This window comes from Halobellus ruber, assembly GCF_014212355.1.
GTDB classification, from domain to species: Archaea; Halobacteriota; Halobacteria; order Halobacteriales; family Haloferacaceae; genus Haloquadratum; species Haloquadratum rubrum.
Genome location: NZ_JACKXD010000002.1, coordinates 274,750 through 301,408 on the forward strand (window position 1 = coordinate 274,750; position 26,659 = coordinate 301,408).

Sequence of the window (26,659 nt, forward strand, 5' to 3'; positions counted from 1 at the left end):
GAGATCGAACGCGCCCACTCGCTCCGGTTGGCGCTGGAAGGCCCCCTCAACGAAGACGCCGAGGCAGAGCCGGAAATCGCGGACGAACGACCGCCGCCACGCTTACTACTACTGACCGCGATACGAGGATCCGACAGTCTAAGACAGCTCTCCTCGAAGTTCAATAGTCGGGTTATGAAATAACCCGATTACGGAGCGGTCGATATCCGCAAATCATCCCCTGAATTGGCCCTCACAGTCGAAAGAACTAGACGGATTCACCTGGATATCCGATTATGGTTCGCATCGACGACAGCGGTGACGTAACGAAGTGCTGGCTTTCACCTGAAGAACTCGGCCGATTGGAGAGAGCAGCCGGAGAGGACGGCTGGGAACGGGAGGTCGCGCTACAACTGATGGGACGGTGTGGTCTCCGGGCCTCCGAAGTGAATTATCCAAGCGATGAGAAACTGCGATATTCTGAGAAGGGAGATTTGTGGCTCTTCGAGGTCCGTGGAAAGAATACGAAAGGCGGCTCGAAAAAGATCCGAGACGCGTGGATGCCTGACGATGTCGCCGATGACATCCACAAATTCAGCCGAGAGCGTGATCTCGCGCCGTCAGATCCGTGGATCGACGCGAGTACGCCCTCGGTCCGCCGATGGGTGAAAGAAGCTGCTCAGAGGGTTACAACGGACGCAGACGCAGCACGGTGGGAATCGGTATCCTCGCACGATCTTCGAAGGTCTTGGGCAACGTACCACCTCGTCGAGCGGCAAGTCGATGTTCGGACGATGATGAGTATCGGTGGTTGGTCGGATTACTCTGCTATCGAGCCTTACCTTGCAGAGCCAACCGAGGCATGTATCGGAGAGGCTATGCGGACATAGCAGGTCTGCTGGGGTCCTATATTCAGAGCCATTGGAATCCTTCGCGGTCTCTACAGTAGCTTCATTCGTCTAGCAACACGTTTTAGATCTTTGCTATCTAAATTCTATAGATTCAATCTGTGCTATACTGTTCCCGATTTACTACGAAGTCATCGCGCCACTCGGATAGACTGCTCACAGGATGATCGTCTGTTACTGTACCATCGTCTGAAAGCACGTTGATGGTGTCATCTCTACCCCAAGCACAAACGAGAGGATGAGAGGACTGATTAATAGATTCGGAGTAGTTAATCAGTCGCTCAGATTCATCCGAATTTCTCTTCCAAGTCTCAATGAGGTGTTGGAGTAGAGGATTCCCGGGTGCCAGATAGTGGAGTGATGAGAACTCCTCCGCACATTCGTCCGAGAACGTCACTGCAACCTCCTTTTCATCCGGAGCAATCACGGAGGCAAGCGTCCCCTCTGTGTCTAACTCTGGGATAGATTCTATGTCGCTGATTTCTAGTCGGTATGTACATTCTCCGAAGTCGAAGCCATCTCCGTATTCGGTGTCGGTCACATCGATCCCGAGTTCGTCGACACTCGTGACTTGGATTCCGGCGTCTACGAGCGCTTCGCTCCTCGCCAGGACTGACTCAAGAGATTTCACAGTGAACGGCTTTCTTGTGTTGTATTCATCAGCACCGACATCAAGGATATCCGGATGATTGAACGACTCCCAGGCATCAAGCTTCGCTTCGTCAATGACATCTTGCGCGGGCGGCTCCTCGATTTCGTCCAGCGATTCACCGACATCAACTCTATCGCTCTCTTCCTGCTTCTCGACCCGGTCAGAGAACTCCTTATCGGCTCGCTCAACGGCATCTCGGCTTTCATCCCGTTCCGTCTCCAGCGTCGCGGAACGAATCTGGCTGCTGACTCCAGAGAGAATCGGCTGCATATCGCCAACCACGTCTTCGAAGAGGCCGATCCGTGCGTCCAGCCGCTCGTAGATGTCGGTCTCGACCGTGTCCTCGTAGCTGTAATTGAGGATCGTAACCTCGTCGTATCGCTGTCCGATACGGTCGATACGCCCGATACGTTGTTCGACCCGCATCGGATTCCACGGTAAGTCGTAGTTGATGAGAGTGCCACACTCCTGGAGATTCAGTCCCTCACTCGCAGAGTCCGTACAGACGAGTATGTCCACTCCCCCATCGTCTGCCGCGAATTCGCGCTTGACTCGTTCCTTGCCGACGGTCGTCCAGGATTCGTCGTCGAGATTGTACAACTCGCCTCCGCGACCAGAGTATGTCGCAACCGTAGACCCGTGGACCGACACAAGCCGATCACGAATGAAATCCATTGTATCCGTGTACTGAGTAAATATAATAATCCGATTGTGGCCCTGACGGTCGAGCTCGTCCAAGTCGTCGATCAACTGCCCGATCTTCGGGTCGCTCTCGATCCGCGTTAATTCGCTTACGAACGATTCGAGTGCCTCGATCTCCTCCTCCAGCAGTTCGATACCTTCCTCGGTGACGCTGGGGATGACCTCGGCGAGATCCGCATCTTTGAGATCGTCATCGACCTCGTCGAGCGCATCGAAGTCTTCCAAATCGTACTCCGAAAGAGTTTCTCGGATGAATCGACCGGACTCGCCGTACTGACCGTTAGATGCCCGCTGTTTCCTCTCAAGAATGGTCTGCTGCTGCCGAAGCGTTTCGAGACGATTCTGGAGACTTTGAGAGATCGCGTAGACGCTACTGGTCAGGCGCTGCCGATACGTTGTCATTACGAACCCGATGGCACGGGTCTCGGCCTCGGTTGACTGCTGGGCGAGTTTGTAGAACTTCCGTGTATATTCATCAATACGGTCGTATACTGCGCGAGTCTCGTCAGTAAGTTCGATCTGGCGCTGCTTGGGGTCTCGTGTTGGAACAGTCGTGTCGAGCAGGCCGACCTGTTCGTACTTGCGAAGCGTGTCTCGAGTATTGCGGTGAATCAGTGCATCCACAGGGGTCGACTCCGCAAGGATATCTCGGACGACCCGCCAGCCGGATTCGGTGAGGTCATCGAGCGCTGTGAGCCGATCACCGCGCGAGTAGGTGAGCCACTCTTCTTCGGCTTTCCACTCGGGGTAGAGGAGGTACTTCAGCTTCTCGTCTTCTTTGGCCTCGAACGGGTCGACGTCGTGTTCGTCAACCGCCGAGTCGAACCGATCGATGTAGCCGTCGTACTGTTCCCCGTATTCCGAAGCGAGAGTACACGCCTCGAGGATGCGCTGCTTCGCGATAGCACGAGCCTGTTCGTCATTATCGACATCGAGGGAGACCGATACGGCGTCGAAGATGCGACTGGAGAGCGTTCGTTCCGAGGAGAGCCGGTCTTGGTATTGCTGATCTTCTAGTGTCGCCTGTGCGGACCAAGAAGCTTCTGTGCTCCCTTCTGCCCCACCGTCAAGTTCCTCTCGAAGTGCCTGGGATAATGCCTGTCGGGCCTCGAAGAATTCGACGAACCGATCTCGATTGTCCCACTCGCCGGGGAGATCGAGCAGTGTCATCAGGTCGTACAGCTCGCCGGAGTGTAGTTGCATCGGCGTCGCTGTGAGCAGATAGTAGGTCTGTGTGTGCTCACGGAGCCGTTCAAGTAGCGTGTAGAACTTGCTCCCTGCCCTAGCGTTGTGCGCCTCGTCGACGATGACGGCATCCCAAACGCCTTCTCGGTTCTGGATATCCCGTCCGCGGCAACTCGCCGGAACGTCGTCACGAGTTCGAGCCGTGCCGGTGTCTTCGGGGGCGACCTGGTCCCAGCGGTCGTCGAGACGAGCGGTGTGCCACGACATAATGATGATCGTTGGACCGGACACGTCGGCATCCGCCTGCTGTGACCGGATGAAACGCCAGATCGGACTCTCGATCCACGCGTCGTCCGCTTCAGCGTCACCAAGATCGAGGTCAGCGGCCGCCGGCGGCGGGTGCTCCCGACCGAAGGCATCGTGGAAGACGTACTCGTAATTGCTTCCCCGGTCGAACCGATAGGCGTTGATATTGAACTTCTCCCAGAGTTCCTCCTGCCACTGGATGGTGAGACTCGCCGGAACGAGGAGGAGGCCCGTTTCGAGTTCCTCCGTCAGCCCAAGTCGGGAAAGGGTGAGCCCGGCCTCGATCGTCTTTCCGAGTCCGACCTCGTCGCAGAGCAGGAAGCTGTTCGGGTAGGTGTTGACCAGCGTGTCCGAGACAACGCGCTGGTGGGGCCACGGAGTGATCGTGCTGCCTTCCTCGGCGAGTGCGAGGCCACCGGGGGCGAGTGGGCCGTCCGCGATGATGTTTGCTTTGTCACGCTCGGTCGGGGGGGCTTCCCCACGGGCGATCTGGAGGGCAGTCTCGACTTCAGTATCGGAATCAGGGGCTTTCCAGTCGATAATTTCCTCTTCGATAGCTTCTGGCAGGTCGTAGACTTCGACATAGGGGTGATTATCTTTCCAGAGGCGGTCGAAGGTATCGACATCGCCCTCAACGTATTCGTACTGTCCATCACGCCACTCGCGATGGACTTTGAAACGCTCATAGTTGCGCTCCCAACCGCCTGCTGTTTCGTTGACGCTCCCTTCGAACGACAGCGAGTTTCCTTGATCGTCGTGAAAAATCCCGACTTTTGGGTGGAAAATACCCCAGTTTCCTTGCCGAGGTACAGCGACCTTGATCGCGAGGCGGTCCTCTCGAAGAAGTTGTGCGAGGAGTTGGAGTTGGGCATCAAGCCGGTCGTCGTCAAGTTCATCGAGACCCTCGCTTAGTTCGTCAGAGAGGGCTTCGAGAACGGGGCGATCGGTCTCGTACAGCTCTGCACCGACGATAAGTCGCATCTTCCCATCGTTTTCCACGAGTGCGTGGACGCCGCGGGCAGCAACGGCGAGAGCACTACTAGAGAAGTAGCCTGCCACTCGGTCGTAGCGAACGCTTCGTTCGAGAGCTGGGACGTAGAACTCGTCAACAAGATGAGAACCACCTGTCGAAGGCTGGCTCTCGTAAATCGAGTCCCAAGAGTAGGTCTGAAGATCTGCCATCGGTGAGTTTGTTTGACTATCTCAGTCTGATGCTACTTAATCACTCTAGTCGCCCAGCTACTGCGGAGTAAGAGGTAGCTCGTCCAAGTCTGTCAGCACATCGGTAGCAAGTTCGGCAGCGAGGCTCAGCCCCAATCCCATTGCCATATGGACGGCTTCGACGTAGGTTTCGAAAGAGTCGATAGTAACTGTCGTGCCTCGTGCCGTCATCGAGTGCGAGAGTTCGTTCCGTGCATCTCGCAGTGTGTCGTCCAGGAGATCTAAATCGATATTCTCTGGGGCAAGGTGCCCATCCCGAAGCCAGCCGATAACTTCCTCAAGTCGGGTGTCGTCCAATTCTGGATTGATTCCTGTATCGAGTTCTTTCACTGTGACTGCTCCCACTTCTTCGACCATCGCAGCACTGGTCAGGACAGCCACTAGCAACGGCGGGTGAGCGATGTAACTGAACATCTCCAACCCGTACTGCTGGAGGTAGTGAGATTCGTCGTCGTGAAGATGGGTCGCTATCTCATTTGCTTGCTCAAGACTTTCACTAATCCACTGGACCCACATAGATGTCTGAAGCGCGAACTCAATCCGACCTCGAAGGTCTCGTGAATGCCGAAGCCACCGGCGCGACAGGTGTTCGTAGCCAGTTTCGTTCCCGAACGTCGCTTTCTCTCGGTACGTATCTATCGACGCGCTGAACACCTCGAATGTCGACCCAAATGTCCTGAGCAAATCCGCGACCTGTCCAATACCCCAACTGAGCCGGACAGGTAGCCCGTTAATGACTCGTCCATCGTATGACTGGCGGCGTTCAAGATCGTCCTCGTATATGGAGTTGGCTGAGTTATACACCTGTAGGCAATACTGGAACCGCTGCCAGCAGAGATCGATAATCGCGGCGTGCCATTGATCATTGGGCAGGGGAACCCGAAGCCTCGTTGACGACTTGTCACCCTGCTCCCAGAGAGCAAGGTGAACCGCAGTAAGGTCGCCGAACGCTCGCATCTTGCCTAATGTTCTCCGAGGGTGCTCTGTGTCGTATCGTCACCACCTTCTGCGAAGACACTCGGACTGAAGTCCAGATCCAGCACGTCGCTCGTCCGACCGACGGCAAGGTCCCGAGCGAGTTCCCAGTCCTCGTGGTTGTGCGGCAGCACCTGGAGAAGTGCCTTCAGCGTCGCTTTGAACTGGCTATCCGAGTCGAAGTTGCGTTCCCGAAGCCACTCGATGGTCTCAGGTTCGCCCCGCTTATGATAGAGGTGCATCGCGGCGTGGACGGCGTCGAGGGAACGCGGGAACGAGAGGTCGCCGGGGTCAATAGGTAGGCGACTGGACCGGTCTTCGGGCTTTTCGTTGATGTTCTGGACGCGACCGTCGTGCCCGCGGAGGCTGATGTCGCCGCGGCTCTTACGCCAGGTCTTCGTCGAGCGCTTGATCTCGTCGATGTCGACGCCGATGCCCAGCCCGAGTTGGCGGCCGTCGTCGTAGGCGAACGTCTCGGACTCGTGGACGAGCCAGCAGAGGATGTACCACTCGGTAACATCGTCCAAAATGTCGACATCCATCCCCTCCAGATACTCGTCGACGAGTATCTGGGTCACGGCCTCCCGCGCTGTTTCGAGCGCCTTCCGTGGCGGGACCTCTTCGTCTTGATCGTCGACGACGGGGTAGGCGTCGGCGAAGACCCGAAGCGTCGGGCCGAACGCCGAGATGATGACGTCGGTCTTGGTCAGGGAAATGCCGGATTCAAGGAGGTCACGGGCAGCCTCCTTCGCGGCTTCCCGGGTGTCGGCTTCGACGTCGCTCCAGAGGGTGGGAACCGCGTTCTCCGGATCGCGTTCCTCGTGGGGTTTGCGGCCTGTTAGCAGGAGAGTCGAGTCTGCAGATGCGCTACTTCTCATATTCGCTCTCTGGGGCATCTCGCTTGTAATCGGATGGGTAGAAGTGATAACAAAGCCGGAATTGATGAGCGATTTAGCTAAAGTATCCCACGCGTCGGTCTCTTTATGTGTGAACATAACCGTCATCACGCCGCCCGATGACAACTGGTTATAAAAATTTGAGAATATCTCGCTCATCTTATTCTCATAGAATTCATTAGCGAGTTCTTTTTTCGACTTAGAGCTACTGGAGACGCTATCGAATCTTTCCGGATTAGCTACTGCCTCATTCTCTTTATTCGTCAGACCGTCCGAGAATAGGTCTGGGTGTATATCTCCGAGATACATTTTTAGCCAACCATAGAAGACATCAGCAAGTTCTGAATACATAATGCTGCTATAGTATGGGGGATCAACGATCGCCGCCTGAATCTCGCGGTCGGTCCTCAAGCTGGCGGCGTCTTTGTTGGTAATGGTCGCCGGCTGACTGCCTTCTGGAAGATATGAAACGAGTTCTTCATACGAATCACGGACTTTCTCATACAGAGAGTTGAAATCCATCGTACCCAGCAGCGGGTTGTTGTCGCAAAACACCCGAGTGAATACTAAGATATTCCCTTTAAATACGGGATTTGGGTAGCCCTTACTGGTGTCCCAGTCCGCAAGCCGAGCGTTTCGGTCAATAAACTTACTACACGCAAGAGAAAGAACAGAGAGGATTGCCTCTGCCTCCTGTTTGTTATGTTTACGTAGGATTTCAGGCTTGTAGTGATTAAACGCCTGGAGATATTCGTAGTGAGATATCAATTGTCGGGGTGAAAACAGGTCTCTAAGTTCTGTAACGCCGTAGGGTACTGCTCGATCAGCGTACCCCTCGAATCGCTCAACAGAAAGGATTGTGGAGAGCTCATAATCATTCTCTACGCGCTCTTTCGCAAGCTCAAGCGCCTCCCGGTCAGTCTGGCTAGGTGCCCGGAACCCCGATTTACCATTGCTATCAATATATCTTACGCAGTATATTTCATACTCGAAGTCGTCGGACTTGAATTTCTCCCGGATTGTGTCTCCTTCTGTGACGACATTACAGTGGGGACAATCGGCTTCACCTCCCCTATCGACGAATCCATCGCTAGGATCAAAATTATTGAGGTCGGGATGATCGAGGTCAGTATAGCAGTGGTACGAAACAGTTCCATCATCCTCTACATTCGGCTTGACAACTGCGCTCCCAGATTTTATTGTCCACTTTGGGATTAGAGGGATGTCCCCGCCACACTGTGGGCACTCCACGCGATATGATGTGACATATATATCTGGGCTCTGGCCAGGCTCTGATTCTGGATAGAGGTCCTTGAGATTACTGCGTGCCCGCTCATTGATTTTGTCGGCCCAATAATCAAGATCAGAGCCAAGAGAACCGGCGGTGGGGGCATACTGGAGAAGGACTTTCAGAATCAACGATGGTACCGGATTGAGTTCGTTCGCGCTTGTCGGAAGTTCATAACGAAGTGACTCAAAAGGAATCACTCCACCTCCGGCAGTCGGGTCAAGGATAGACGGCAGATCACCGTCCCACTGGTCACGAAGAAGAGAATGAAGCTCTTCTATCTCAGAGCGGCTGGGGGACTGTGTAAAAGGACGTGGATATCCATAGTGTTCCCCAAGCGTCCCATTGCGCTCTGATTCGGTTGCCTTTTTTTCCTCAACATACTCAGATAGTCCGCTATCCAGTTCCTTTGGACCGATCTGCATCCATTGTAGTAGTTCGTCTGACGAAACGTCCTGAGGAAGAACCGAAGCAAGGATCGCCAGCCGTGAAGCAGGAGTAGGCCGCCGCGCGAACCACGGGTGAAGATAACGGTGTGGCGGCATATGTTTGGGATTTCCCTCTTTCAGGTTCTCGATCCCGACAGCCTTCAGCGGAAGCTTCCCCTCAATCGCGAGCGGTTTCAGATCGTCGTTGTGGTCTGTCATAGATGGTCAGTCAGCAGGGTTCGCAGCGCTTTTTCGCCGTTCGGGCTGGACGGTGCTCGACATTTCGCGTGCCAGTAGTAACACTCCTCGTTGCCCATACGGGCGATGCCGCGACAGAGGGCACGCATCCTGTCGACACGCCGGAGCGGTTTGATGCCGCGGAACGCGAGTGCCAGACGCACGCCGGCTGTCTCCGGGAGAAAGAGGTCGCCAACGCCGCTGGAGGTCACGGTCGTGGCATCGCGTTCCGCGTCGTCGACGGTCTCCTTGAGGAGCGGGGAGAGGGCACGGAAGCGCCCACCATCGAGACGGGCGATCTTCACGGCCGTCCACTCCTCCCAGTCCCAGTGGGCCGCCTCCTTGACCGACGAGTCATCGAAGACCTCCTCGAAGGACTCGACGACGAGGGAACGCCCACGGCGTTCGAGCCGATCGCGACGGGTCGCTGCCTGCTCTTCGGGGAGCAGTTCGTACAGCGTTACCTCACCCCCGTTCGAGCCCTCGCGGCGCGTCATCGCGAATGTTGGGCGTCCGCCGTAGACGCTACTCCCGAAGGAAGACGCACGCTCTGTCGCTGTACCGGACCGCGTTGCGTCGAGTCCTGTCGTCATTGGGTTGCCTCGGTGGGTACTTCGCCCGGTCCTTTGGCTTGAACTTTCACGTCAATACTGGTCTGGCCAAGAGCCGCCTGTAGCGCTGTGAGGACATCTTCCTCGGCGTCGGTCATCGGTTCGGGTTCGTCGAACTCGATCCGGAACTTCAGCGTGACGTTGAGCGACTCGCCGAACGGGTCGGGCTGGTTCGTCACCCGCGAGAAGTCGTCGAGGCTACCCTGGTAGTTCGCGCTGTAGCTCGAACCCGTCGATGTCTTCACGTCGTAGTTCATCCGGACCGAAACCGCGTCCGATCGGTCGGTGAGGGCATCTTGCTGAGCGATGAACGAGCCCTTTGAGAGCCGATCCTCGCCCATCACTTCGACCGTGACTTGCGAGACTCCCGGCGAGCCGTCTGACGCCGCTTTCGAGAGCGCGTCGGTTCGCACTTTGTTGAACGCCCGCGATGCCGCCATCTGGCTCGTCGAGGTTTCCCAGCCAGAAGGCCGGGCACACTCGGGACAGAGGTTTTGCGCGTTCAGTTCGCTTTCGTCGTACCTGTCCCCGCAGCTTCGACAGCGAGCCTTTTCGGGAGGTTTCTGATGCTCCTCACAGTAGGCTGGACCATCGTTAGACGGCTCAACCATCGTTGAACAACCCTCCTCAGCACACTCGATCTCCGTTGCTTCGGGCGGCCGGATGGAGTCGTGATGTACGTCGAGCAGGGCCTCGATATCCGTGTAGACGACGTAATCGTTCCCGATCTTCACGTCGGTATCGCGTATCGAGATCTCCACGTCAGGGGAGTCAGCAAAGGGCGACCGCTTCTGCCAATTTTCGGGATGATCGTCCGCATCGCCATCCCAGTAGACGGTTTCAGATTCCGCGTCCCAATAGGTGTACCCCGCCTCGCCGACCATCTTCGCGACGGTCTTACGCAGCGGCTTCGTACTCAGAAGATAGGGAAGTCCTGGCTTCTTTGCGAACTGTGCGACTAGCTGCTGGGTCGTCATCGAATCCTGGGTCTGCTGCCACAGCTTCTGTTTGAAGAACGCAATGCCCTTCGCGTCGGCGTCGGCGCGAATCAGGCGGTCGTCGAGAGTTTCCTTGACGGCGCTGACGAGCGACGTTCCGCCGTTCGCTTCGGTCGCGTTGATCGTGATATGCGTAAGCCCGTCACGATCGACGTAGTAGAGATGCCGGTAAGCCCCTCGGACGAGTTCGCCGAGGAGACCGTACTTCTTGTCTTGTCGTTCCCGGAGATCCTCGATCTGGTCTTCAGAGAGATCGGCTGTCTGTTGTGAATCGTCGAGTAGTGCCTCAATCGCTTCGAGTTGCCGTGCCTCGTCGATAGCGCCGCGCACACGCTCCTCGTCCGGAGCAAGGAACAGGACGTAGTTCTTGTATACCCGGCTTTGAACGTCGCCACCCTGTTTCGACGCCGACTTTTGATAGAGTGACTTGACCTTCTCCGGGACTGACTCCGGGTTCGAGTTGTCTTCGAGAAGCTTCCTCGTAACCGGTGCCGTGTGCATATGCATCACTGCAAGCTGAGGTGCCGATGCACTGTCAGGGAGGTCAGCCGGTGACTCGGGATACGAAACCGGCTTGAAAACACCAGTCCCCGTTTCGCTTTCCAGACGGGCCCCGAACCGTGAACGAGCCTGCGCGTCGGGTGTGTTATCCACCCGCTGATCGATGATACGGATGAGGTTTGGATCGGACTTGAAGCGGACCCGCTCTTCGTCGTAGAGGTAGTAGCACGCGACGTTCATATCGCCGCCAGCAAGAGCCTCCAACGCCGAGTCGTAGTTGTCGAAGCGGATGCCAGGGTGGCCGAGTGCGGCGTTCATCTCCGCACGGGTGAGACCGGTTGCTTGCTCCCCGTAGGCGAGGCTGTGCCACAAAACAGTGGTCGTCAGATGACTGCCGAGCGGCGGGATCCCTTTCTCAATCCATTTCCGGTCTTCGAGCTGAGCGTGCGCAGTGCCATCGTCGCTGAAGATGTCCGCAGTGACCGCGGAACTTAGATCGACGAACTCGAAGAGGGTCTCCCGGAGCGTTGAGCCGATGCTCCCGTCAGGAGCGTTGTCAGCGGGCGTGAGGTCGTAGAGTCGGATCCAGTGACGATCGTAGTGATCGGGCTGGTGGTTCCAGAGGTAGTAGACAGACCGTGCGAGGAGTTTTAGCGCGCCCCGAGTTCGCTGAAACTTGGGAATCGTATCGATCTTCTCCGTGAGCGTATCGATGATCGTCGGATGGAACGGATACTCGCGTTCCAGCCGGCCCACGAAGCTGGCGTCCGTCGCCTCCTGTGGGAACTGTCGGTCGCTATCAGCGTAGTACCGGAAGTACGACTCAGCGAGCCTCTCGGCCTGGCCCCGTTCGATGTCCTCGAAGAGCCGGTGCTGGAGAACCTGTCCTACCTCGTTCTCTGAGGTCGGAGTAACAGTCTTGTGTTGCCGACGACCGATCTGATTGAGTTCGTCAATGAGAGTGCGGACTTCCTCGGCTTCCTCCTCGAAAGCAGTGTCCGCTATACTGTAGACGACAGTGACTTCGTCAACTTCAGATGCGGTCTCAAGGAGTGAGAGAACGAAGCTCAGGGTCTGACTGGCCAAGGTCGCGTTCCCCACCTCAACTGCGGACGCCGCTTCGAGATAGGCTGCAATCTCGTCAATGAGGATGAGGGCCGGCCCATCACCAAGCTCGAACAGGCCCTTCAGCGTGTTCCCGCCAGGTGCGTTCCTGTCCTGGTCGTACTCTTTCAGATACTCGTAGCCATCGAGACCATACAGCTGGTAGGCGATTTCGCCCCACATCGTCCGCGTGTTTGGAGCATTCGGATCTGATCGGTCACTTCGGGCGTTTCGGGCGTCGACGTGACCTCCCACGAAGACAGAGGTGTCAACATTGAGCCCTTGATTTACTGCATCCAGATATGCTGCACCGAGGTCTTCTTCACCCTCTACGAGATGGCGACTGAGCTCCCCAATATCAGTCGGGTTATTCGCGAGATGGTACGAGGCGATGAGATCGTGCGTCTTCCCCCCACCGAAGCGGGTGTCAAGACACAGAATACTGCTGGAGTAACCGCCGCTATCGCGCCCACCACCGGAGAGGAACCGTCCCGCGAGATTACTCAGCAGCGTCCGCAGCCCGTCGGTTGGGTACGTCATATCGAAAAACTGCGTCGCATCTCGATAGACTGGAGCGGCGTCGTCGGACGAATGAGCGACAGTCGCCAGGCTGGCTGCGAACTGGTCCTCCTGTAGCGTTCCATCGAGGACATCTCCTCTGGGAGTACAAGACTCAAACAGACCTGGATAGTCTGAACTACTCATAACTTCTCCTGCTGACTTGGCTTGGATACAATGATGAACTCTCTACGCTCGCTATTGTTGATGAGTGCGTGAGCGATCTCTTTCGATTCAGCGATGTCAATTTTGATCGGGTCACCCACCTCCGAATCGAACTTGTCAAGTTCAGGTCCAGACAAATTTATTCGCCCTGACCTTCCCGTGTTTTTTCCTATTTGTTTACGAGTCATCCAGATGTCTTATTTGCTATACCGAGACGGGATAATCTTTACTTAGACTATGTCCCCCGGAGATATCGCTTAATTCAGTCCAAAGATTCAGTATTCTGCTTACACGGTTATGGACGAGTATGAAGTACTCTGTCGCGGCATCAAGCCACGCCGTCGCGTGAACATAGCGGCGGGTGTTGAGGCGCGCCGGGTCAGGCGCGCCGACCAGCCCCTGTTTCTGCTGGACATCTGCCGAGCGAAGCGAGGCAGTGGTTTAATCACGTGGCTCCTTAGCCACACCCCTAACGGAGAAGTGGGTACCCCCTGCGGAATTTTGCGATCTTCCACAGACGTGGCTGATAGAAGATAGGGGAATCCCTGTCCGAATTGCTGCTGATCACACCGAAAACAAGCAAAAACAACCGCTAAAATCAGTCGCCGACAGTGATGCCTCTCACAAGTCGCTGCGTTAGCCGGGGGTCCCGAGCGCGTCAGCGAAGCGTTCTGGAGCGTATCTCTTCCCGTCGATGGTCGTGACAGCCGGAGCGAACTCGAACGCAAACCGACGAAGCGGCTCGTCAGTTACTTTCGACCACTGGACTGCTCCTTCCCGGAGCAGTCGGCGAGCCTCTTTCAGATTTGCCGGCTGGAACCCGACATCGAGATCGTCGGGATCCGCGTCATCACTCCGGTCGATCTTTGCGCCGTATCGATTGAGCCAACGATTCCACGGATTGTCCTCTCCGCCGTGTGCTTCTGCCCGAGTGAGACTGTCGAGTGCGCTCTCCCAGCCGGACTGGATACTCTGCGAAACCGAATCAATGTATCCGGTCAGCTCTTGGGCGATGTACTTCGACCCGATCTGGACCTCGCCGTAGGAGTGGTCGACGAGTGGTGACAGGCGTTTCAGCGCTCGGTAGACAGTATCGAGATGGACATCGATGGACTCGGCCAACTCCTTCGGCGAGGTCTCCCCGCCGTCCGTGAGGAGGTTCTCAATGAGCTCTGCGTCAGTCCCGTTCATCTGGCCCGCAGTGGCGAAGACCTGATCGTCCTGTTTGGATTCGATCCGCGGCAAGCGATCCGGGAGGATTTTTCGCCAACGTCGGGAACCAGTGACCTCGAAGTAGTCGTCAGCAACGAACATCTGGCTATCGGGACTCGTTGGGATATCTGACCACTCCAAGACGTTCAGGAGTGCCTCGTCGAGTTCCTTCGTCAGTGTGTCCACGTCATCCCAGTAGAGGGTTTTGTCGTGGATCGAGTTCTGGAAAGAGACGCCGATCTTCGGATTTTCGAGTTCGGTACCCTCGACCGCGTCGGGATTCCGCATATAGTAGTGCTTGAACTCTTTCGCGAGCTCGTGATTGCCGATGAGTTCAGCAGCACGTCTGGAGTCGATCGTTGCGGTATGGTAGTGGCCGGGACACTCCCGATCGTCACGGAGTGATTTCGCGTAGCCCTCCCGGTCGCCAGCCAGCAGGAGAGAGATGCGATGTAACGACCCATCATACGCGATGACCTGTCCCGTTTCTCCGTCTTTGACGCGAACGTACAGCTCCGCGTCGACGATATTAGACGAGCGGTGGATGTGCTCAGGTGCGAAGTCCTCCGGATAGATTGGCGTCGGACTGTTGAACCGGAAGCCCTGGCGGTCAGCGAGCGAATCAAGCGCCTGTTGTAGGACGACGGGATACTGTTTGAACTCCCAATTGGAACCTTCGACCTCAACGTCGTATCCCTCGATGTCGTACGGATTCGACATCGAACGGATTCCTTCCTTCGTCTCGATATCAGGCCACCGTGGTGAGATTTTGAAGTACGCGCGCTTTCGAGCTTCAGATTTAGCGTCGTTCCACGATGAGTATGCACTCGGGTAGACGTAGATCAGGTACTCGCGGACCTCATCGAGTTGGAAGTTTGGTGAATCACGCGGCGCGATTCCGCAGTCTTTGAAACCGAACTCGACATTCCATTCATTTCCATCGATATCGACGGCGGTCCGCAGCCGCCCGTGATCCTCGAACTCGTGCTCGCCCTGGAGCGACCGGAGTCCGAAGTACGACCGGAGCGGATTCTCACGATCCCCACAGTCCCACTTGAGGTATGCGTGGAACTCGTGCGGCTGTGGATCGATGAAGCGCCTCGAAAAGTGCTCACTATCTTCGTTCTCGGTTTCGGACGCGGAATTGTCCTCCTGCTCTGCTTCCTCCTGTACGGCGCTGTGATACGCCTCACAGGATTCTATATGCTTGTCCGCAGATTTCTGTCGTTGTATCTCTTCCCCGCAGTAGTGACACTGTGCGACCGGCTCTGCCTTACACCGCCCCTCGTGATACTGAGCTACGTCGATATCTGTGAACTTACAGCGACAGAATCGACATCGAGCAACGTACTTGGGCGCAAGATAGCTACGCCGCTGGGAACGTGTCAGTGTCTGGACGGGAGTTCCTTTCTCCACCCGGACGCGGTCAGCTTCTGATTGCTCGACCGATGATTGAACTGAATCCGTGTCATCAGCAGTGACGGCTTCAGCGCCGTCGAATTGGTCAAAGAAATCGTCCGGGTCGGTCATCGCGACCACCGACTCCCGTTCCGTCTCGCGTCGGCGTAACGCTCAAACCGCAGCGGCGAGACACTAGACACGCCCAACCACCTCCTGTGTTGATCTGGGAGTTGGTTGGTGTGCTCGACAAACACCGAGGCGCTCGCCGCTGAGGGTCAGAACTTTGGAACGGGGACCGACCCTCGCGGTCCGCTTTCGCGCTATGGTCGACATCTTCCCTCCGTGAGCGCCACGCAGCGCTGTCCGGCGTACTCGATCTCGCAGCCACAGAACTCACAGATGGGAGTAGTGACATCTGACTCCTCGAAATGAGGAATCACTGTAACCGCCTCCTTCCCTGAGTCCAATCGCGTGACTGCGTCGACCCGCGTTTGAAATACTGTTGAACTCTCTCTACTGAGGGAGTATTTCTCAGCCCAAAAATCCCGAGTCCGTCCGTATCAAGGTCTGTACCTTGCGGTCTGAAACCCTGATTACAACGGAGGAATACCGATGGACTCGGCGGGATTTGAACCCGCGGCCTTCCCCGTGCCAGGGGGATGATCTACCGCTGATCTACGAGCCCGAACGACACCGAAGCGTACTGCTGTTCCGTTCTTAAGCGCTTCGACTCGGGCACCCGCGACCGCGGGTCGCAACCCTTTTGTCGCCGTCTGCGATGGTATGAAGTGGGAACAGCACGGCCGCAAGTCCGACTCGCCGCGGTTTCGCGGCTTGGGATTGCGGAAGTGCGATGCCGCCGAACAGTCGGTAGCATCACATCGTATCTTCAGCGGTCTGTGCCGTTCCAACCCAACACGATGGCACGAATGCACACCCGCCGCCGTGGCTCGTCCGGTTCGGACAGGCCGGTGGCAGACGACCCCCCGGAGTGGAGCGACGTCGACCCAGACGACATCGAAGCGCGCGTCGTCGAACTCGCCGAGCAGGGCCACGATCCCAGTGGGATCGGCCTGAAACTGCGCGACGAAGGCGTCAAGGGCGTCCCCGTCCCCGACGTCAAGGCCGCGACCGGCAAGAAGGTCACCGAGATCCTCGAGGACAACGACGCGGCACCCGAGATCCCCGAGGACCTCCGGAACCTGATGGAACGGGCGGTGCGGCTCCGCCGCCACGTCGAGGAGAACGGCCAGGATATGCAGAACAAACGCGCGATGCAGAACACCGAGGCGAAGATCCGCCGGCTCGTCGACTACTACCGCGGTGACGAACTCGACGAGGACTTCGTCTACACGTACGACACCGCCGTCGACATCCTCGAAGGCTGAACTCCGAATGGCCTCACGAACCGACACCACCGCGGCCGCGGACGATCCCGCCGACAGCGTCGCGACGGCGCTGTCGAGCGCGTCGTTCGTCCGGCTCCTCGCCCGCGCGGACGGCGACGGGCTGGCGGCCGCGGGGCTGCTCGCCCGGGCGCTACGGAGCGTCGACGTGCCCTTCCAGGTTCGCGTCGACGCGACGGGCGCGGACGCGCCCGCCGGCGGCGACGACCTGCTCGTCGGTGTCGGTTCGGCGGACGCGAACGCGGACGTGACGGTCGCACCGGAGGGAACTCCCGCCAGCCTCCGGGCGTACCGGGTCGCCGCAGAGATCGAAGACGGGGCAGCGGGCCCCGATCCGGTGCTCGCGCTCGCGGGCGTCGTCGCCGACGGGGCCACACCCGCGTCGGCTGCGGGGCGACTCGTCGAGACCGCCGAGGCGGCCGGCGCGATCGCTCGACGGCCCGGGGTAGCGGTGCCCGTCGACGACGTCGTCGACGGGCTCGCGCACTCGACGCTCCTGCGTTCGCCCCTCTCCGGCGACCGCGACGCCGCGGCAACGGCGCTGTCGTCGCTGTCGCTGCCCGACGCCGGGACGGACGCCGACGCCGAGACCCACCGGGCGATCGCCTCGCGCGTGGCCCTCGCGGTCGCCGGCGACGACGACGCGACGCCACGGGCGGCCGACGCCGTCGAACGGGTACTCCGGCCGTACGCGACGCCCGAGGGACCGGCGGCAACGCTCGGCGGCTTCGCCGACGTGTTGACCGCGGTCGCCCGGGAGCGCCCGGGGACGGGCGTCGCCCTGGCGCTCGGTCACGGCGGCGCCGACGCCGCTCTCGACGCGTGGCGCGAACACGGCCGCGCGGTACACAGCGCGCTCGATGCGGCGACGACGACCCGCCACGACGGCGCGTTCGTCGTCGGTGTCGCCGACGAGGCATCCGGAACGCCGGGCCGACTCGCAACGATCGCCCGGCTCGTCCGCGACTTCCGGTCGCCGGAGCCGCTCGTCGTCGCCGTCGGCGACGGCGTCGCCGCGACCTCCGCGCGGGAGTCGGGCGCTGCCGACGCCGCCGCGACCCTCGCCGCCGAGTTCCCCGCCGCGGACGCGGGCTGGACCGGCGGTCCGACCCGGGCGCTCGTGGGGATCGATCCCGATACGCCCGTCTCCGAACTCGTCGCCGCGATCAGGGGGCGGTCGGCGTGATCGCCGCTGGGATCACACCGACGGGGGCCACGGAGGGGCCGACACGATGACCGACAGCACAGACGCGGACCCGACAGCCGACACCACGACCGAGCCGCGGACCGCCCGCCTCCGGACGACCCACGCCGACGCCGCGACCGTGGCGGCGGCCCTCCGTCCGGACAACACCGCGGCGCTGGAGATGGCCGTCGAGGGCGACCAGCTCGTGACGACCGTCTCCCGGGAGACGACCGGCGGGCTCCAGTCCACGGTGGACGACACCGTGGTCAACCTGACGGTGGCCGACGCCATCGTCGACACGACACGGACACACAACATATGAGCGAACGATCAGTATCCAAGCAGCGAGACGGCAAGCGATGGTACGACCTGATCGCGCCGGAACAGTTCGACCGGACCGAACTCGGCTCGACCTTCGCGGACGAGCCGGAGAAGGTCTACGGCCGAACCGTCGAGGTCACCCTCGGCGACATCACCGGCGACCAGGGCGAGAACAACACGAAGCTCACCTTCAAGGTGAACGACGTGTCCAGCGACGCGGCCTACACCGAGTTCATCAAACACGAACTCGCGCGGGACTACGTCCGCAGCCTCGTACGGCGCGGGGCCTCGAAGGTCGACGTCGCGATCACGGTGCTGACCACGGACGACTACCGCGTCCAGCTCCAGCCCGTCGCCTTCACCACGAAGAAGGCCGACCGGAACCAAGAGCAGGCGATCCGGCGCGTGATGATCGACCTCGTCGAGGAGGCCGCCGCCGAGCGGACGTTCGACGAACTCGTCGACAGCGTGATCGAGGGCCGGCTCTCGTCGGCCATCTACGGCGAGGCGAAGACCATCTACCCGCTTCGGCGGGTCGAGGTCCAGAAGCTCACCCTCGAAGCGCGGCCCGAGGAGGTCGCCGCCGAGGAGGCGGCCGCCGTCGACGTCGACGAGGGCGACGTCGCGGTCGACGACGCCTGATTCCGGGCGAGGACTTTCTCCTTGCGAACGCCGCTCCGTAGCGGTAGCTCCGCGTTACTCCTCGACGACGACGGTCCCGACCATCCCCGAGGCCTCGTGGGGGATACAGAAGTACTCGTACTCCCCGGGAACCTCGAAGGTGTGTGACCACGACGCGCCGCTCTCGATCAGTCCTCCCAACTCCGACCCGTACGCGTCCCGGGCGGCCGCCGTGGAGTCGTACCCGCCGCTGGCGAAGAACGTCGCGTCCTCGGGGATCCCCGAGTCGTACGCCGTGACGGTGTGGCCGCGCGAGCTCGTGTTCGCCCACACGACGGTGTCGCCGGCGGAGACGGTGATCTCCACCGGATCGAACGCGACGGCGGTCATCCCGACGTCGTAGTCGTCCTGTGCGCTTGCACCCCCACCCGCACAGCCCGCGACGCCGACGACCGCGGCCGTCCCGATGGCCGCAAGCGCCCGCCGGCGGGAGACAGCGTCGCGCTCGGGGGACTCGTGTCCTCTCATAGCTGTGTCTCGGGAGGCGAGCGGTATATGCGGCGCGGTCGGGATGTAAAGAGGTAAACCCGGCCGCCGAGTCGGCCGAGGTATGAAGCCGCGGTTCGTGGGTCGGCTGGGGCTCGCCGACGCGGTGACCGTTGCCAACGCCGCGGTGGGCTTTCTGGCGGCCGTGGCCGCCACCGTCGATGTCGGACTCGCCGCGCGGCTCCTGTTGCTCGCAGCCATCGCGGACGCCCTCGACGGCGTGGTGGCCCGCCGCCGCGGCGGCACCGCGGTCGGCCCGTACCTCGACTCGCTGGCCGACGTCGGATCGTTCGGCGTCGCGCCCGCGCTGCTCGTCACGATGGCCGTCGCCGACGCGTGGGGACTCGTGACCCCTCACAGCGCGGTCGCGGTCGCCGGCGCGGCGCTGTTCGTTGCGGCCGCGGTGACGCGACTCGGGCTCTACACCGCCTACGACAGCGACGCCGCCGAGACCGAGGGCGTCCAGACCACGCTCGCGGCGACGATCATCGGTGCGACCGTCCTCGCGGGGTTCACCGCCCCGATCGTGCTGGTCCCGCTGACCTATCTGCTCGCGGTGCTGATGCTCGCGCCGATCACCTACCCCGACCTCCACGCCCAGGACGCGGTGGTGATGGGGGTCGTCCAGGCGGCGGCGATCGCCCTCGGCGGCCGGATGGGCCGGCAGTTCGTCGGCTCGATCGGCCGCGGGTTCGCGTTCGGGCTGCTCTTTCTCTCGCTTGCGTACCTCTTTTTGGGTCCGCGGTTCTACTGGCAGCGGGAGTGAATAAGCGTCGCTCCCGGGCCGCCGAGAGGACGCAAGCCGCTCCCGCGTCGACTCACATCCCCATATCCGCGGCGGCGTCGGGGACCGGCACGTCGTGCGGCGACACGCCGAGCAGTTCGGCGACGTGGTCCAGTGCCATATCGAAGCCGTAGTAGCGCTCCAGTTCGTCGCCGTCGTTGCTCGGGCGAACCTTCAGCATCGCGTAGCCCTCGATGTTCTGTGCGATCGCGGCCGTCCCGCCGTCGGACTCGAAGGAGAGCAGCCGCTCGGTTTCAGTCTCGTGGTATCGGGCGGTGATCCCGTTCGCCGTCGTCTCGTCGCTCGCCATATCCTTCGTTGGGGTGCGGGACAGTCGAAGGTGTCGGTTCCCGATCGGAAGCGAAAACGGTGTGACGGCCGGGGTTCTTCGGTCGGTATGGTCCAGTGGCTCCAGAGCGGACGGCGGCGCGACATCTGTGCCCTGCTCTACGACGCGGGCGGGATCCGCGGGCAGCAACTGAAATCCGAACTCGAAGCGACCTACGACACCAGGATCGACCCGAACGCGTTCTACGGGAGCCTCGACGCCCTGGTCGACCGCGGACTCGTCGCGGAGGAACCCGACGGGATCCACGACGTCTACCGGCTCACCGGGGCGGGCGTCGACGGCGTGGAGTCCTACTACGCGTGGCTGTCGGCGCGCGTCGACGGCGACGCGCCGGGCCCTTCGGCCGCGGAGTCGTCGTAACTCGGTCCCGGGGGGTCGCGGTTCACCGCCGGAGTCGCCGGACGCGCGGGCGGTGACGGCCGCCGAGCCACCCCACGAAGCTTTTTATTCCGCCCTTCGTAGGGTCTCCCACTCCGAATGTCTCAGCAGGATGACCGTCCCCACGTCGACCCGGCCGACCTCCAGTGGTGTCACGAGGCGGTGCAGGGGGTGTCCCGCACCTTCGCGCTCACGGTGGACGTGCTCGAGGAGCCGATGTCGTCGTACATCTGTCTCGGGTATCTCGTCTGCCGGATCGCCGACACCGTCGAGGACGCCTCCCACATCCCCCCGGCGGAACAGGCCGAACTGCTCCGGACCTACGACGCCGTCCTCGATCCCGACGACGACACGGACGCCGACGCGTTCGTGACGGCCGTCGAACCGTACCTGCCCGCCGACGAGGAGATGACCGACGACTGGGCGGTCGTCCGCGACAGCGCTCGGGTGATCGGCACGTTCCGCGGACTCCCGGCGGACGTCCAGCGGGCGGTCGTCCCGCCGGCGCGGGAACTGGTCCGGGGGATGGCCGAGTTCGTCGAGCGGTACGACGACGACGGCGGACTCCGGATCCAGACCCGTAGCGAACTCGAGGAGTACTGTTATTACGCCGCCGGGACGGTCGGCAACCTGATCACGAACCTGGTGACGCGTCACGACGTCGCGACCGACCGCCGCCGCCGACTGTACGACACCGCCGAGGAGTTCGGCCTGCTTCTCCAACTCGTGAACATCTCGAAGGACGTCTACGACGACTACACTGCCGAGGACAACGTCTACCTCCCCGCGGAGTGGCTGGCGGACGAGGACGTTCCCCAGGAGGCGGTCCTCGACGACGAACACCAGTCGGGCGCGGCGTCGGTGGTTCGCCGGACCGCGGAGTTCGCCGGGTCGTTCCTCGACGACGCCCAGACCTACCTGGAGGCGGTCCCGCTGCGGGACGGCAACACCCTCGCGGCGTGGGCGATCCCGTTTCTGCTCGCGGTCGGTACCCTCCGGGAACTGCTCGCCCGGCCGGAGGACGCCCTGTCGTCGACCGGCGTGAAGATCTCCCGCCAGGAGGTACTCGCGGTCGTCACCGAGATGCGCGACGACGGCAGCCGGGAGTCGCTCGCCTCGCTCCGCCAGCAGATCGCGGCGGGGCCGTACCACCGCGCGGCGTCGAGTCTGGACTGAACCGCCACGACGCCGGAGGCGGCCCGACCGGTCCGTATCGCGTGCGCTCGGCCCCGCACGCATTGGGAGGCTTTTTATCCGTCGGAGCGAAACCGTCGCGTATGGGTACCGAAGACGCACACGACGACCACGAACACCACCTCCCCGCGGTGGAGGATTGGCCCCGCGGATTCGGTGAGGCCAGCTGGTGGCCGTTCGTCACCGCCGCGGGGGCCGGCGGCGTCTACGTCGCGGCGGCGCTGTACATCATCGGCCGCAGCGGCAGCGGCCTCGTAGGCCCCCTCGCGGGTCCCGCGGCGCTGGTAGCCTCGATCGGGCTCTTCCTCGTCGGCCTGTACGGGTGGGTGTATCACGCCTTCGTAAGCACGTTCTGGTCCCGTGAGGCCGATCAAAAGAGCGCGAACAAGCTCCGGTGGGGGATGCTCGCGTTCCTCGGCTCGGAACTGGCGACGTTCGGCGCGCTGTTCGGCTACTACTTCTACATCCGCGCGGGCGACTGGGAGTCGATCTTCGTCGGGATTCCCGACCTCACGGGCTCGCTCGTCATCGCCAACACCGCGCTCCTGGTGCTGTCGTCGATCACGCTGCACCTCGCCCACACCGCCATCCGGAAGGACGACCGCCGGACGTTCCTGGGGTGGCTCATCGCGACGGTGGTTTTGGGCGTGGTCTTCATCGGCGGCCAGATCTACGAGTACTACGAGTTTATCGTCCACGAGGGCTTCACGTTGACCTCCGGGTTCTTCGCGTCGGCGTTCTTCGGACTCACCGGCCTCCACGGCCTCCACGTGAGCCTCGGCGCGGTCCTCCTCGGGGTCGTTCTCGTGCGGGCGCTCGCCGGCCAGTACTCCGCCGAGCGGCACGTCTCCGTCAGCACCGTCTCGATGTACTGGCACTTCGTTGACGTGGTGTGGATCTTCCTCGTCGTCGTGCTGTACGTCGGCGCGGAAGTCGGCGCCTGAGAGGGAACTGGGTTTTTTTACCGCCGATCGGCCGGGCGTTCGACGGGTTTCGACCGGATGCAGCGGACTACATAGCCCACAATATCCGCTCGTATCACTCATATATCAGCTTATGCGCCGAGGGTGCGTTCCGTCGACCGATGCCCGCCAAAGACTCCCCGGTACGCGTCGTCGTCCGGCGCCGGATGAACGACCACGGAACACTGACCGTCGAAGTGGGTGCAACGAACGAGACCCGACACGTCTGTGCGTACGCGACGCCCGAACTCAGGCGCCGACTCGCCTCCCTGCAGGCCGGCACGGAACTCCCGCTTTCGATGTCCCGGATCGGGGTTCGCGCGAACGTGTGGCGGGCTGTGGGCGTCGCCGAGGAGCGATCCGCCAGGTCGGCCGGCGTAACGTCCGAAAAACGGACAATAAAGCCGATCTGAAGGTCGAATACGAGATCGTCCGGGACGAAGATCGCGGGCTCGCCAGCGCCCCCAGCGCGCCTCCGGCTCCAACGGAGCAGTTTTCCGACCCTCCGACGAAAGCCGGGTATGACCACCGACGACGACGAGCCGACGGTCCCGATCGTCTGTGAGGCCTGTGGAACGCGCTCGCGGGTCCCGCTTGCGGACCTCCGTGAATCGTTGGAGACGCACAACCAACACCGACACGACGGGGAGGAGGTCGCCCAGGTCGACCCGGTTCTCGCCGAGGAACTCGCCGACCACGTCGCCGAGGATCTGGGGCTTTATGGGGGCGACGCCTGAGACGAACAGGATTCGCTGAGCACCGGTTCTCGCCCGCACGGTTCGGCGACGACCGGCGACCTGTCACACCGATCCGAACGACCGAAGCCGGGCGGTTTATTCCCGCCGGCCGCCCACCCCGAGTATGCTCACGTTCGTCGGCCTCGGGCTGTACGACGAGGAGTCGATCACCGTCGAGGGCCGGGCCATTCTCGAGGACGCCGACCGCGCGTTCGCGGAGTTCTACACCAGCCACCTCGTCGGCGCGACGGTCGATGACCTGTCGGCGTTCCACGACGTCGACATCGAGGTCCGGGACCGTGCGGGCGTCGAACGGGACCCTGAAGACGTCCTCGCGGCCGCCGCGGACGGCCACGTCGCCTTCCTGACCGCGGGCGACACGATGATCTCGACGACGCACGTCGACCTGCGGCTCCGGGCGATCGACCGCGGGATCGACACCCGCGTGATCCACGGCGTGACGGCACAGACCGCCGCCTCGGGACTGACTGGCCTCCAGAACTACCGGTTCGGGAAGTCGGTCACCCTCCCGTTTCCGTCCGCCCACGGCGGCGGCGACGTCCCTGGAAGCGTCGTCGAATCCATCGACGCCAACCGCGAGCGCGGCCTCCACACGCTCGTGTACCTCGACATCAAGGCCGACCGCGACGCGTACCTGACCGCCGACGTCGCCGCCGGACTCCTCGCCGAGGGGTGGACCGACACGCTCGGGGTCGCGGTCGCGCGGGCCGGCAGCCCGGAACCGGTCGTCGCGGCCGACACGCTCTCGACGTTGGCCGACCGGGACTTCGGCGACCCGCTGCATCTGCTCGTGATCCCCGGCGACCTCCACCACGTCGAGTCCGACGCCTTGGCCACGCTCGGGGGTGCACCCGCCGACGCCCTGGCGGCTCGCGAGCGGTAATTCGGCCTCGAAGCAAGTCGAAAGCGAACCACCGGTCCGACGCGTCCGCCGGCGTCGACCGGCGAGTATCGTCGGGCCGCGGGCGGCGCCGCCCCCGTCCCGTCGAGTTCCGGACCGTCGTTGGAGACAGCGAGCACGACCGCGTCGGTCCCAGTTTTCGGCCCAGCGTCGGCACCGGAACGGAGCCAGGCCGCGCGGCCGCCCAACGAGTTTTGTGTGCGGCGCGCGGCAACGTTCATAACGCCGGGGACACGACCGACGCGGCTGCAACGGCGCTCGTGACCGGGGGCGTCCCGGCATCGGCTCCGAACTGACGAAGCTGTTTGCGGCCGACGGCACCGACGTACTCCTGATGTCCCGGAGACGGGAGCGCCTCGAGACGGTCGCCGACGAACTCGAACGGACTTACGACGTCGAGACGCACGTGATGCCCGCCGACCTCTCGGACCCCGAAGCGCCGGCGGCGCTGTACGAATCGGTCGTCGACGCGGGGCTCGGGGTCGATGTCCTCGTCAACAACGCCGGGGTCGGTTCGTACGGCCCGTTTCTTGACGACGACGCCTCGATCGCCGGATGGGCGCCGACGCCGAACAGCGTCGTGTACTCCGCGGCGGAACACTTCGAGCGGGCGTTCTCGGAGGCGCTCGCCGAGGGACTGGCCGCGCAGGGCATCACGGCGGCCGCCCTGTGCTCGGATGAGACGGGGACCGGGTTCTTCGACCGCGGGGACTACGACGGGTCGGGGGCGGCGGCGGCCGACAGGACGTCTGCGGCCGCCGTCGTGGAGGCGGGGTACCGCGGGCTGATGGCCGGCGAGCGGATCGGCATTCCGGGCGGGCGAAACAGGCTCCGGGCGTTCCTCCGGCGCGTCCTCCCGCGGTGGCTCCCGGTCAGGACTGCCAGGGAGCCAGTCTCGAAGTAAGCGGATCAGACAGCCCGCTCGGATCGCTCGGTTCGTTCGAGGTCGAGTTGCGCCGCCAGATCGTACTCGTCGCCGGTAACGAGGTAGAGCACGTCCTCGACGACGGTCAGAAGCTCCGGGACCTCCCGGACGACCAGGTAGGTGATCCCGACGAGCACCACGACCGCGAGCACCTGGCTGATGATGCGATCGGAGATGAAAAACGAGACCATATACGGGTCGGTGGACCCGAACAGAAACAGGACCTCGCCCACGAACCACTGCATGTACTGCTTGCCGAAGACGATCGTGATGAACGTGGTCCGGAGGAGGTTCAGCGCGTAGATGATCGGCACCGCGATCGCCAGCGCGCGGAGCTTCCGGCGGAACGGTGCCTCGACGGCGGCGATCAGCCCGCCGAAGATGGCGATGCTGCCCAGCCCGGTGCACGCGAGGACGACCGACACCGTCAGGCGGTGGTCGCCGTCGAAAAAGCGGAACGTGTTCAGATACCCCTGCTCGCCGACGATGAGTTCGGGCGTGTAGCCGAACGCGTTGACGAGGAAGCCGGTCTGCGCGGCGACGACCTCCATCAACACGCCCCGCGGGGCCGGCACCGCAACCCCCAGCAGGGTGACTGCGGGGATCGTCTCGAAGGGGAGATACAGGAGCCCCATCGCCGCGACGGACCGCGAAAGCACGTACAGGGAGTCGCGGCCGCCCCAGAGCAGGTAGCCGGTGTACAAAGACGCCGGGACCGCGACGATCGAGAGCAGCCCCTCGACGTAGCTCTTGTGGACGAACGCGAAATGCGGGACCAACTGCAGCCAGAAGACGGCGAAGCCGACCCACGCGGCGACCGTGAGATGCCGCGCCAGCCGTTCGTTCCGGCCTACCGAGAGCGTGCCCGCCGCGAACGTGAGGATCACCACCCACGCGAAGGCGTCGGAGAGCAGACCGGGCATATCCGGGCGGACGGCTTTGGCGATTAAATCCTTTGTCGTTCAGTGCGCCGGCGTCGGGAGACCGCCACCGGGCGACTT

The 26,659-nt window shown here is 61.6% G+C and carries 22 protein-coding genes and 1 tRNA gene; 13 read left to right on the top strand and 10 right to left on the bottom strand.

The annotated features are described in order from the left end of the window. The first annotated feature begins 275 nt into the window (after positions 1 to 275). Positions 276 to 869 carry a site-specific integrase gene (locus H5V44_RS06410; RefSeq protein WP_185192285.1) on the top strand — a complete coding sequence of 198 codons (594 nt, stop codon included), beginning with the start codon at positions 276 to 278 and terminating at the stop codon, positions 867 to 869. 112 nt (positions 870 to 981) lie between these two features. On the opposite strand, the gene H5V44_RS06415 is transcribed toward H5V44_RS06410, so the two are convergent. The 7 genes from H5V44_RS06415 to H5V44_RS06445 form a co-directional block, all read right to left on the bottom strand. Next, positions 982 to 4,914 (bottom strand): DEAD/DEAH box helicase, encoded by a 3,933-nt coding sequence (locus H5V44_RS06415; protein ID WP_185192286.1) that lies wholly within the window; start codon positions 4,912 to 4,914, stop codon positions 982 to 984. Positions 4,915 to 4,971: 57 nt separating this feature from the next. Continuing rightward, entirely contained in the window at positions 4,972 to 5,910 is a 939-nt protein-coding gene (locus H5V44_RS06420; RefSeq protein ID WP_185192287.1) for a hypothetical protein, read from the bottom strand. Between the two features lie 5 nt (positions 5,911 to 5,915). Continuing rightward, positions 5,916 to 8,759 carry a DUF1156 domain-containing protein gene (locus H5V44_RS06425; protein WP_185192288.1) on the bottom strand — a complete coding sequence of 948 codons (2,844 nt, stop codon included), beginning with the start codon at positions 8,757 to 8,759 and terminating at the stop codon, positions 5,916 to 5,918. After that, entirely contained in the window at positions 8,756 to 9,370 is a 615-nt protein-coding gene (locus tag H5V44_RS06430; RefSeq protein WP_185192289.1) for a DUF7680 family protein, read from the bottom strand. Before H5V44_RS06430 ends, H5V44_RS06425 begins: the two co-directional genes overlap by 4 nt. Next, positions 9,367 to 12,696: an ATP-binding protein gene (locus H5V44_RS06435; RefSeq protein ID WP_246403805.1), complete on the bottom strand. Its 3,330-nt coding sequence runs from the start codon at positions 12,694 to 12,696 to the stop codon at positions 9,367 to 9,369. Before H5V44_RS06435 ends, H5V44_RS06430 begins: the two co-directional genes overlap by 4 nt. Positions 12,697 to 13,350: 654 nt before the next feature. Next, the gene (locus H5V44_RS06440; RefSeq protein WP_185192290.1) at positions 13,351 to 15,456 is read right to left on the bottom strand and encodes a DUF7845 domain-containing protein; all 2,106 of its coding nucleotides are present in this window, start codon (positions 15,454 to 15,456) and stop codon (positions 13,351 to 13,353) included. 484 nt (positions 15,457 to 15,940) lie between these two features. Continuing rightward, a tRNA-Ala gene (locus tag H5V44_RS06445) sits at positions 15,941 to 16,012 on the bottom strand. 235 nt (positions 16,013 to 16,247) lie between these two features. Here H5V44_RS06445 and H5V44_RS06450 point away from each other — a divergent pair. The 4 genes from H5V44_RS06450 to H5V44_RS06465 are packed head-to-tail and all read left to right on the top strand — an operon-like array spanning position 16,248 to position 18,882. After that, a complete protein-coding gene (locus H5V44_RS06450) occupies positions 16,248 to 16,715 on the top strand; it encodes a 30S ribosomal protein S15 (RefSeq protein WP_185192291.1) in 468 nt (155 codons plus the stop codon). 7 nt (positions 16,716 to 16,722) lie between these two features. Further along, positions 16,723 to 17,919, top strand: a complete 1,197-nt coding sequence (locus tag H5V44_RS06455) for a hypothetical protein (protein ID WP_185192292.1) — start codon at positions 16,723 to 16,725, stop codon at positions 17,917 to 17,919. A gap of 46 nt (positions 17,920 to 17,965) precedes the next feature. Then, entirely contained in the window at positions 17,966 to 18,241 is a 276-nt protein-coding gene (locus tag H5V44_RS06460) for a KEOPS complex subunit Pcc1 (RefSeq protein WP_185192293.1), read from the top strand. Beyond that, positions 18,238 to 18,882 (top strand): 30S ribosomal protein S3ae, encoded by a 645-nt coding sequence (locus H5V44_RS06465; RefSeq protein ID WP_185192294.1) that lies wholly within the window; start codon positions 18,238 to 18,240, stop codon positions 18,880 to 18,882. The genes H5V44_RS06460 and H5V44_RS06465 overlap by 4 nt, the downstream gene beginning before the upstream one ends. Before the next feature lie 54 nt (positions 18,883 to 18,936). Here the strand turns inward: H5V44_RS06465 and H5V44_RS06470 are convergent, their stop codons facing one another. Next, complete coding sequence (locus H5V44_RS06470; RefSeq protein WP_185192295.1) at positions 18,937 to 19,389, bottom strand: plastocyanin/azurin family copper-binding protein; 453 nt, start codon at positions 19,387 to 19,389, stop codon at positions 18,937 to 18,939. Positions 19,390 to 19,471: 82 nt separating this feature from the next. On the opposite strand from H5V44_RS06470, the gene H5V44_RS06475 reads away from it, so the two are divergent. Continuing rightward, positions 19,472 to 20,173, top strand: coding sequence for a protein sorting system archaetidylserine synthase (locus H5V44_RS06475; RefSeq protein ID WP_185192296.1), 702 nt, complete (start codon positions 19,472 to 19,474; stop codon positions 20,171 to 20,173). Between the two features lie 52 nt (positions 20,174 to 20,225). Here H5V44_RS06475 and H5V44_RS06480 read toward each other — a convergent pair whose 3' ends face one another. After that, the gene (locus H5V44_RS06480; RefSeq protein ID WP_185192297.1) at positions 20,226 to 20,501 is read right to left on the bottom strand and encodes a DUF7111 family protein; all 276 of its coding nucleotides are present in this window, start codon (positions 20,499 to 20,501) and stop codon (positions 20,226 to 20,228) included. 87 nt (positions 20,502 to 20,588) lie between these two features. Between H5V44_RS06480 and H5V44_RS06485 the strand changes: the two genes are divergently transcribed. The 7 genes from H5V44_RS06485 to H5V44_RS17240 all read left to right on the top strand — a co-directional run bounded on the left by H5V44_RS06485 (position 20,589) and on the right by H5V44_RS17240 (position 25,637). After that, on the top strand, positions 20,589 to 20,900 hold the full coding sequence (locus H5V44_RS06485) for a DNA-binding protein (RefSeq protein WP_185192298.1): 312 nt from the start codon (positions 20,589 to 20,591) through the stop codon (positions 20,898 to 20,900). A 117-nt stretch (positions 20,901 to 21,017) separates the two neighbouring features. Continuing rightward, positions 21,018 to 22,094: a phytoene/squalene synthase family protein gene (locus tag H5V44_RS06490; RefSeq protein ID WP_185192299.1), complete on the top strand. Its 1,077-nt coding sequence runs from the start codon at positions 21,018 to 21,020 to the stop codon at positions 22,092 to 22,094. A 101-nt stretch (positions 22,095 to 22,195) separates the two neighbouring features. Beyond that, entirely contained in the window at positions 22,196 to 23,056 is an 861-nt protein-coding gene (locus H5V44_RS06495) for a cytochrome c oxidase subunit 3 (protein ID WP_185192300.1), read from the top strand. A 140-nt stretch (positions 23,057 to 23,196) separates the two neighbouring features. Continuing rightward, positions 23,197 to 23,487, top strand: a complete 291-nt coding sequence (locus tag H5V44_RS06500) for a hypothetical protein (RefSeq protein WP_246403807.1) — start codon at positions 23,197 to 23,199, stop codon at positions 23,485 to 23,487. A gap of 108 nt (positions 23,488 to 23,595) precedes the next feature. Further along, on the top strand, positions 23,596 to 23,811 hold the full coding sequence (locus H5V44_RS06505) for a hypothetical protein (RefSeq protein ID WP_185192301.1): 216 nt from the start codon (positions 23,596 to 23,598) through the stop codon (positions 23,809 to 23,811). Positions 23,812 to 23,935: 124 nt separating this feature from the next. Further along, the gene (dph5, locus tag H5V44_RS06510; RefSeq protein WP_185192302.1) at positions 23,936 to 24,715 is read left to right on the top strand and encodes a diphthine synthase; all 780 of its coding nucleotides are present in this window, start codon (positions 23,936 to 23,938) and stop codon (positions 24,713 to 24,715) included. 298 nt (positions 24,716 to 25,013) lie between these two features. After that, positions 25,014 to 25,637: an SDR family NAD(P)-dependent oxidoreductase gene (locus H5V44_RS17240; RefSeq protein ID WP_343067703.1), complete on the top strand. Its 624-nt coding sequence runs from the start codon at positions 25,014 to 25,016 to the stop codon at positions 25,635 to 25,637. Between the two features lie 5 nt (positions 25,638 to 25,642). Here H5V44_RS17240 and artA read toward each other — a convergent pair whose 3' ends face one another. Continuing rightward, positions 25,643 to 26,581, bottom strand: a complete 939-nt coding sequence (gene artA, locus H5V44_RS06520) for an archaeosortase A (protein ID WP_185192303.1) — start codon at positions 26,579 to 26,581, stop codon at positions 25,643 to 25,645. Positions 26,582 to 26,659 lie beyond the last annotated feature (78 nt).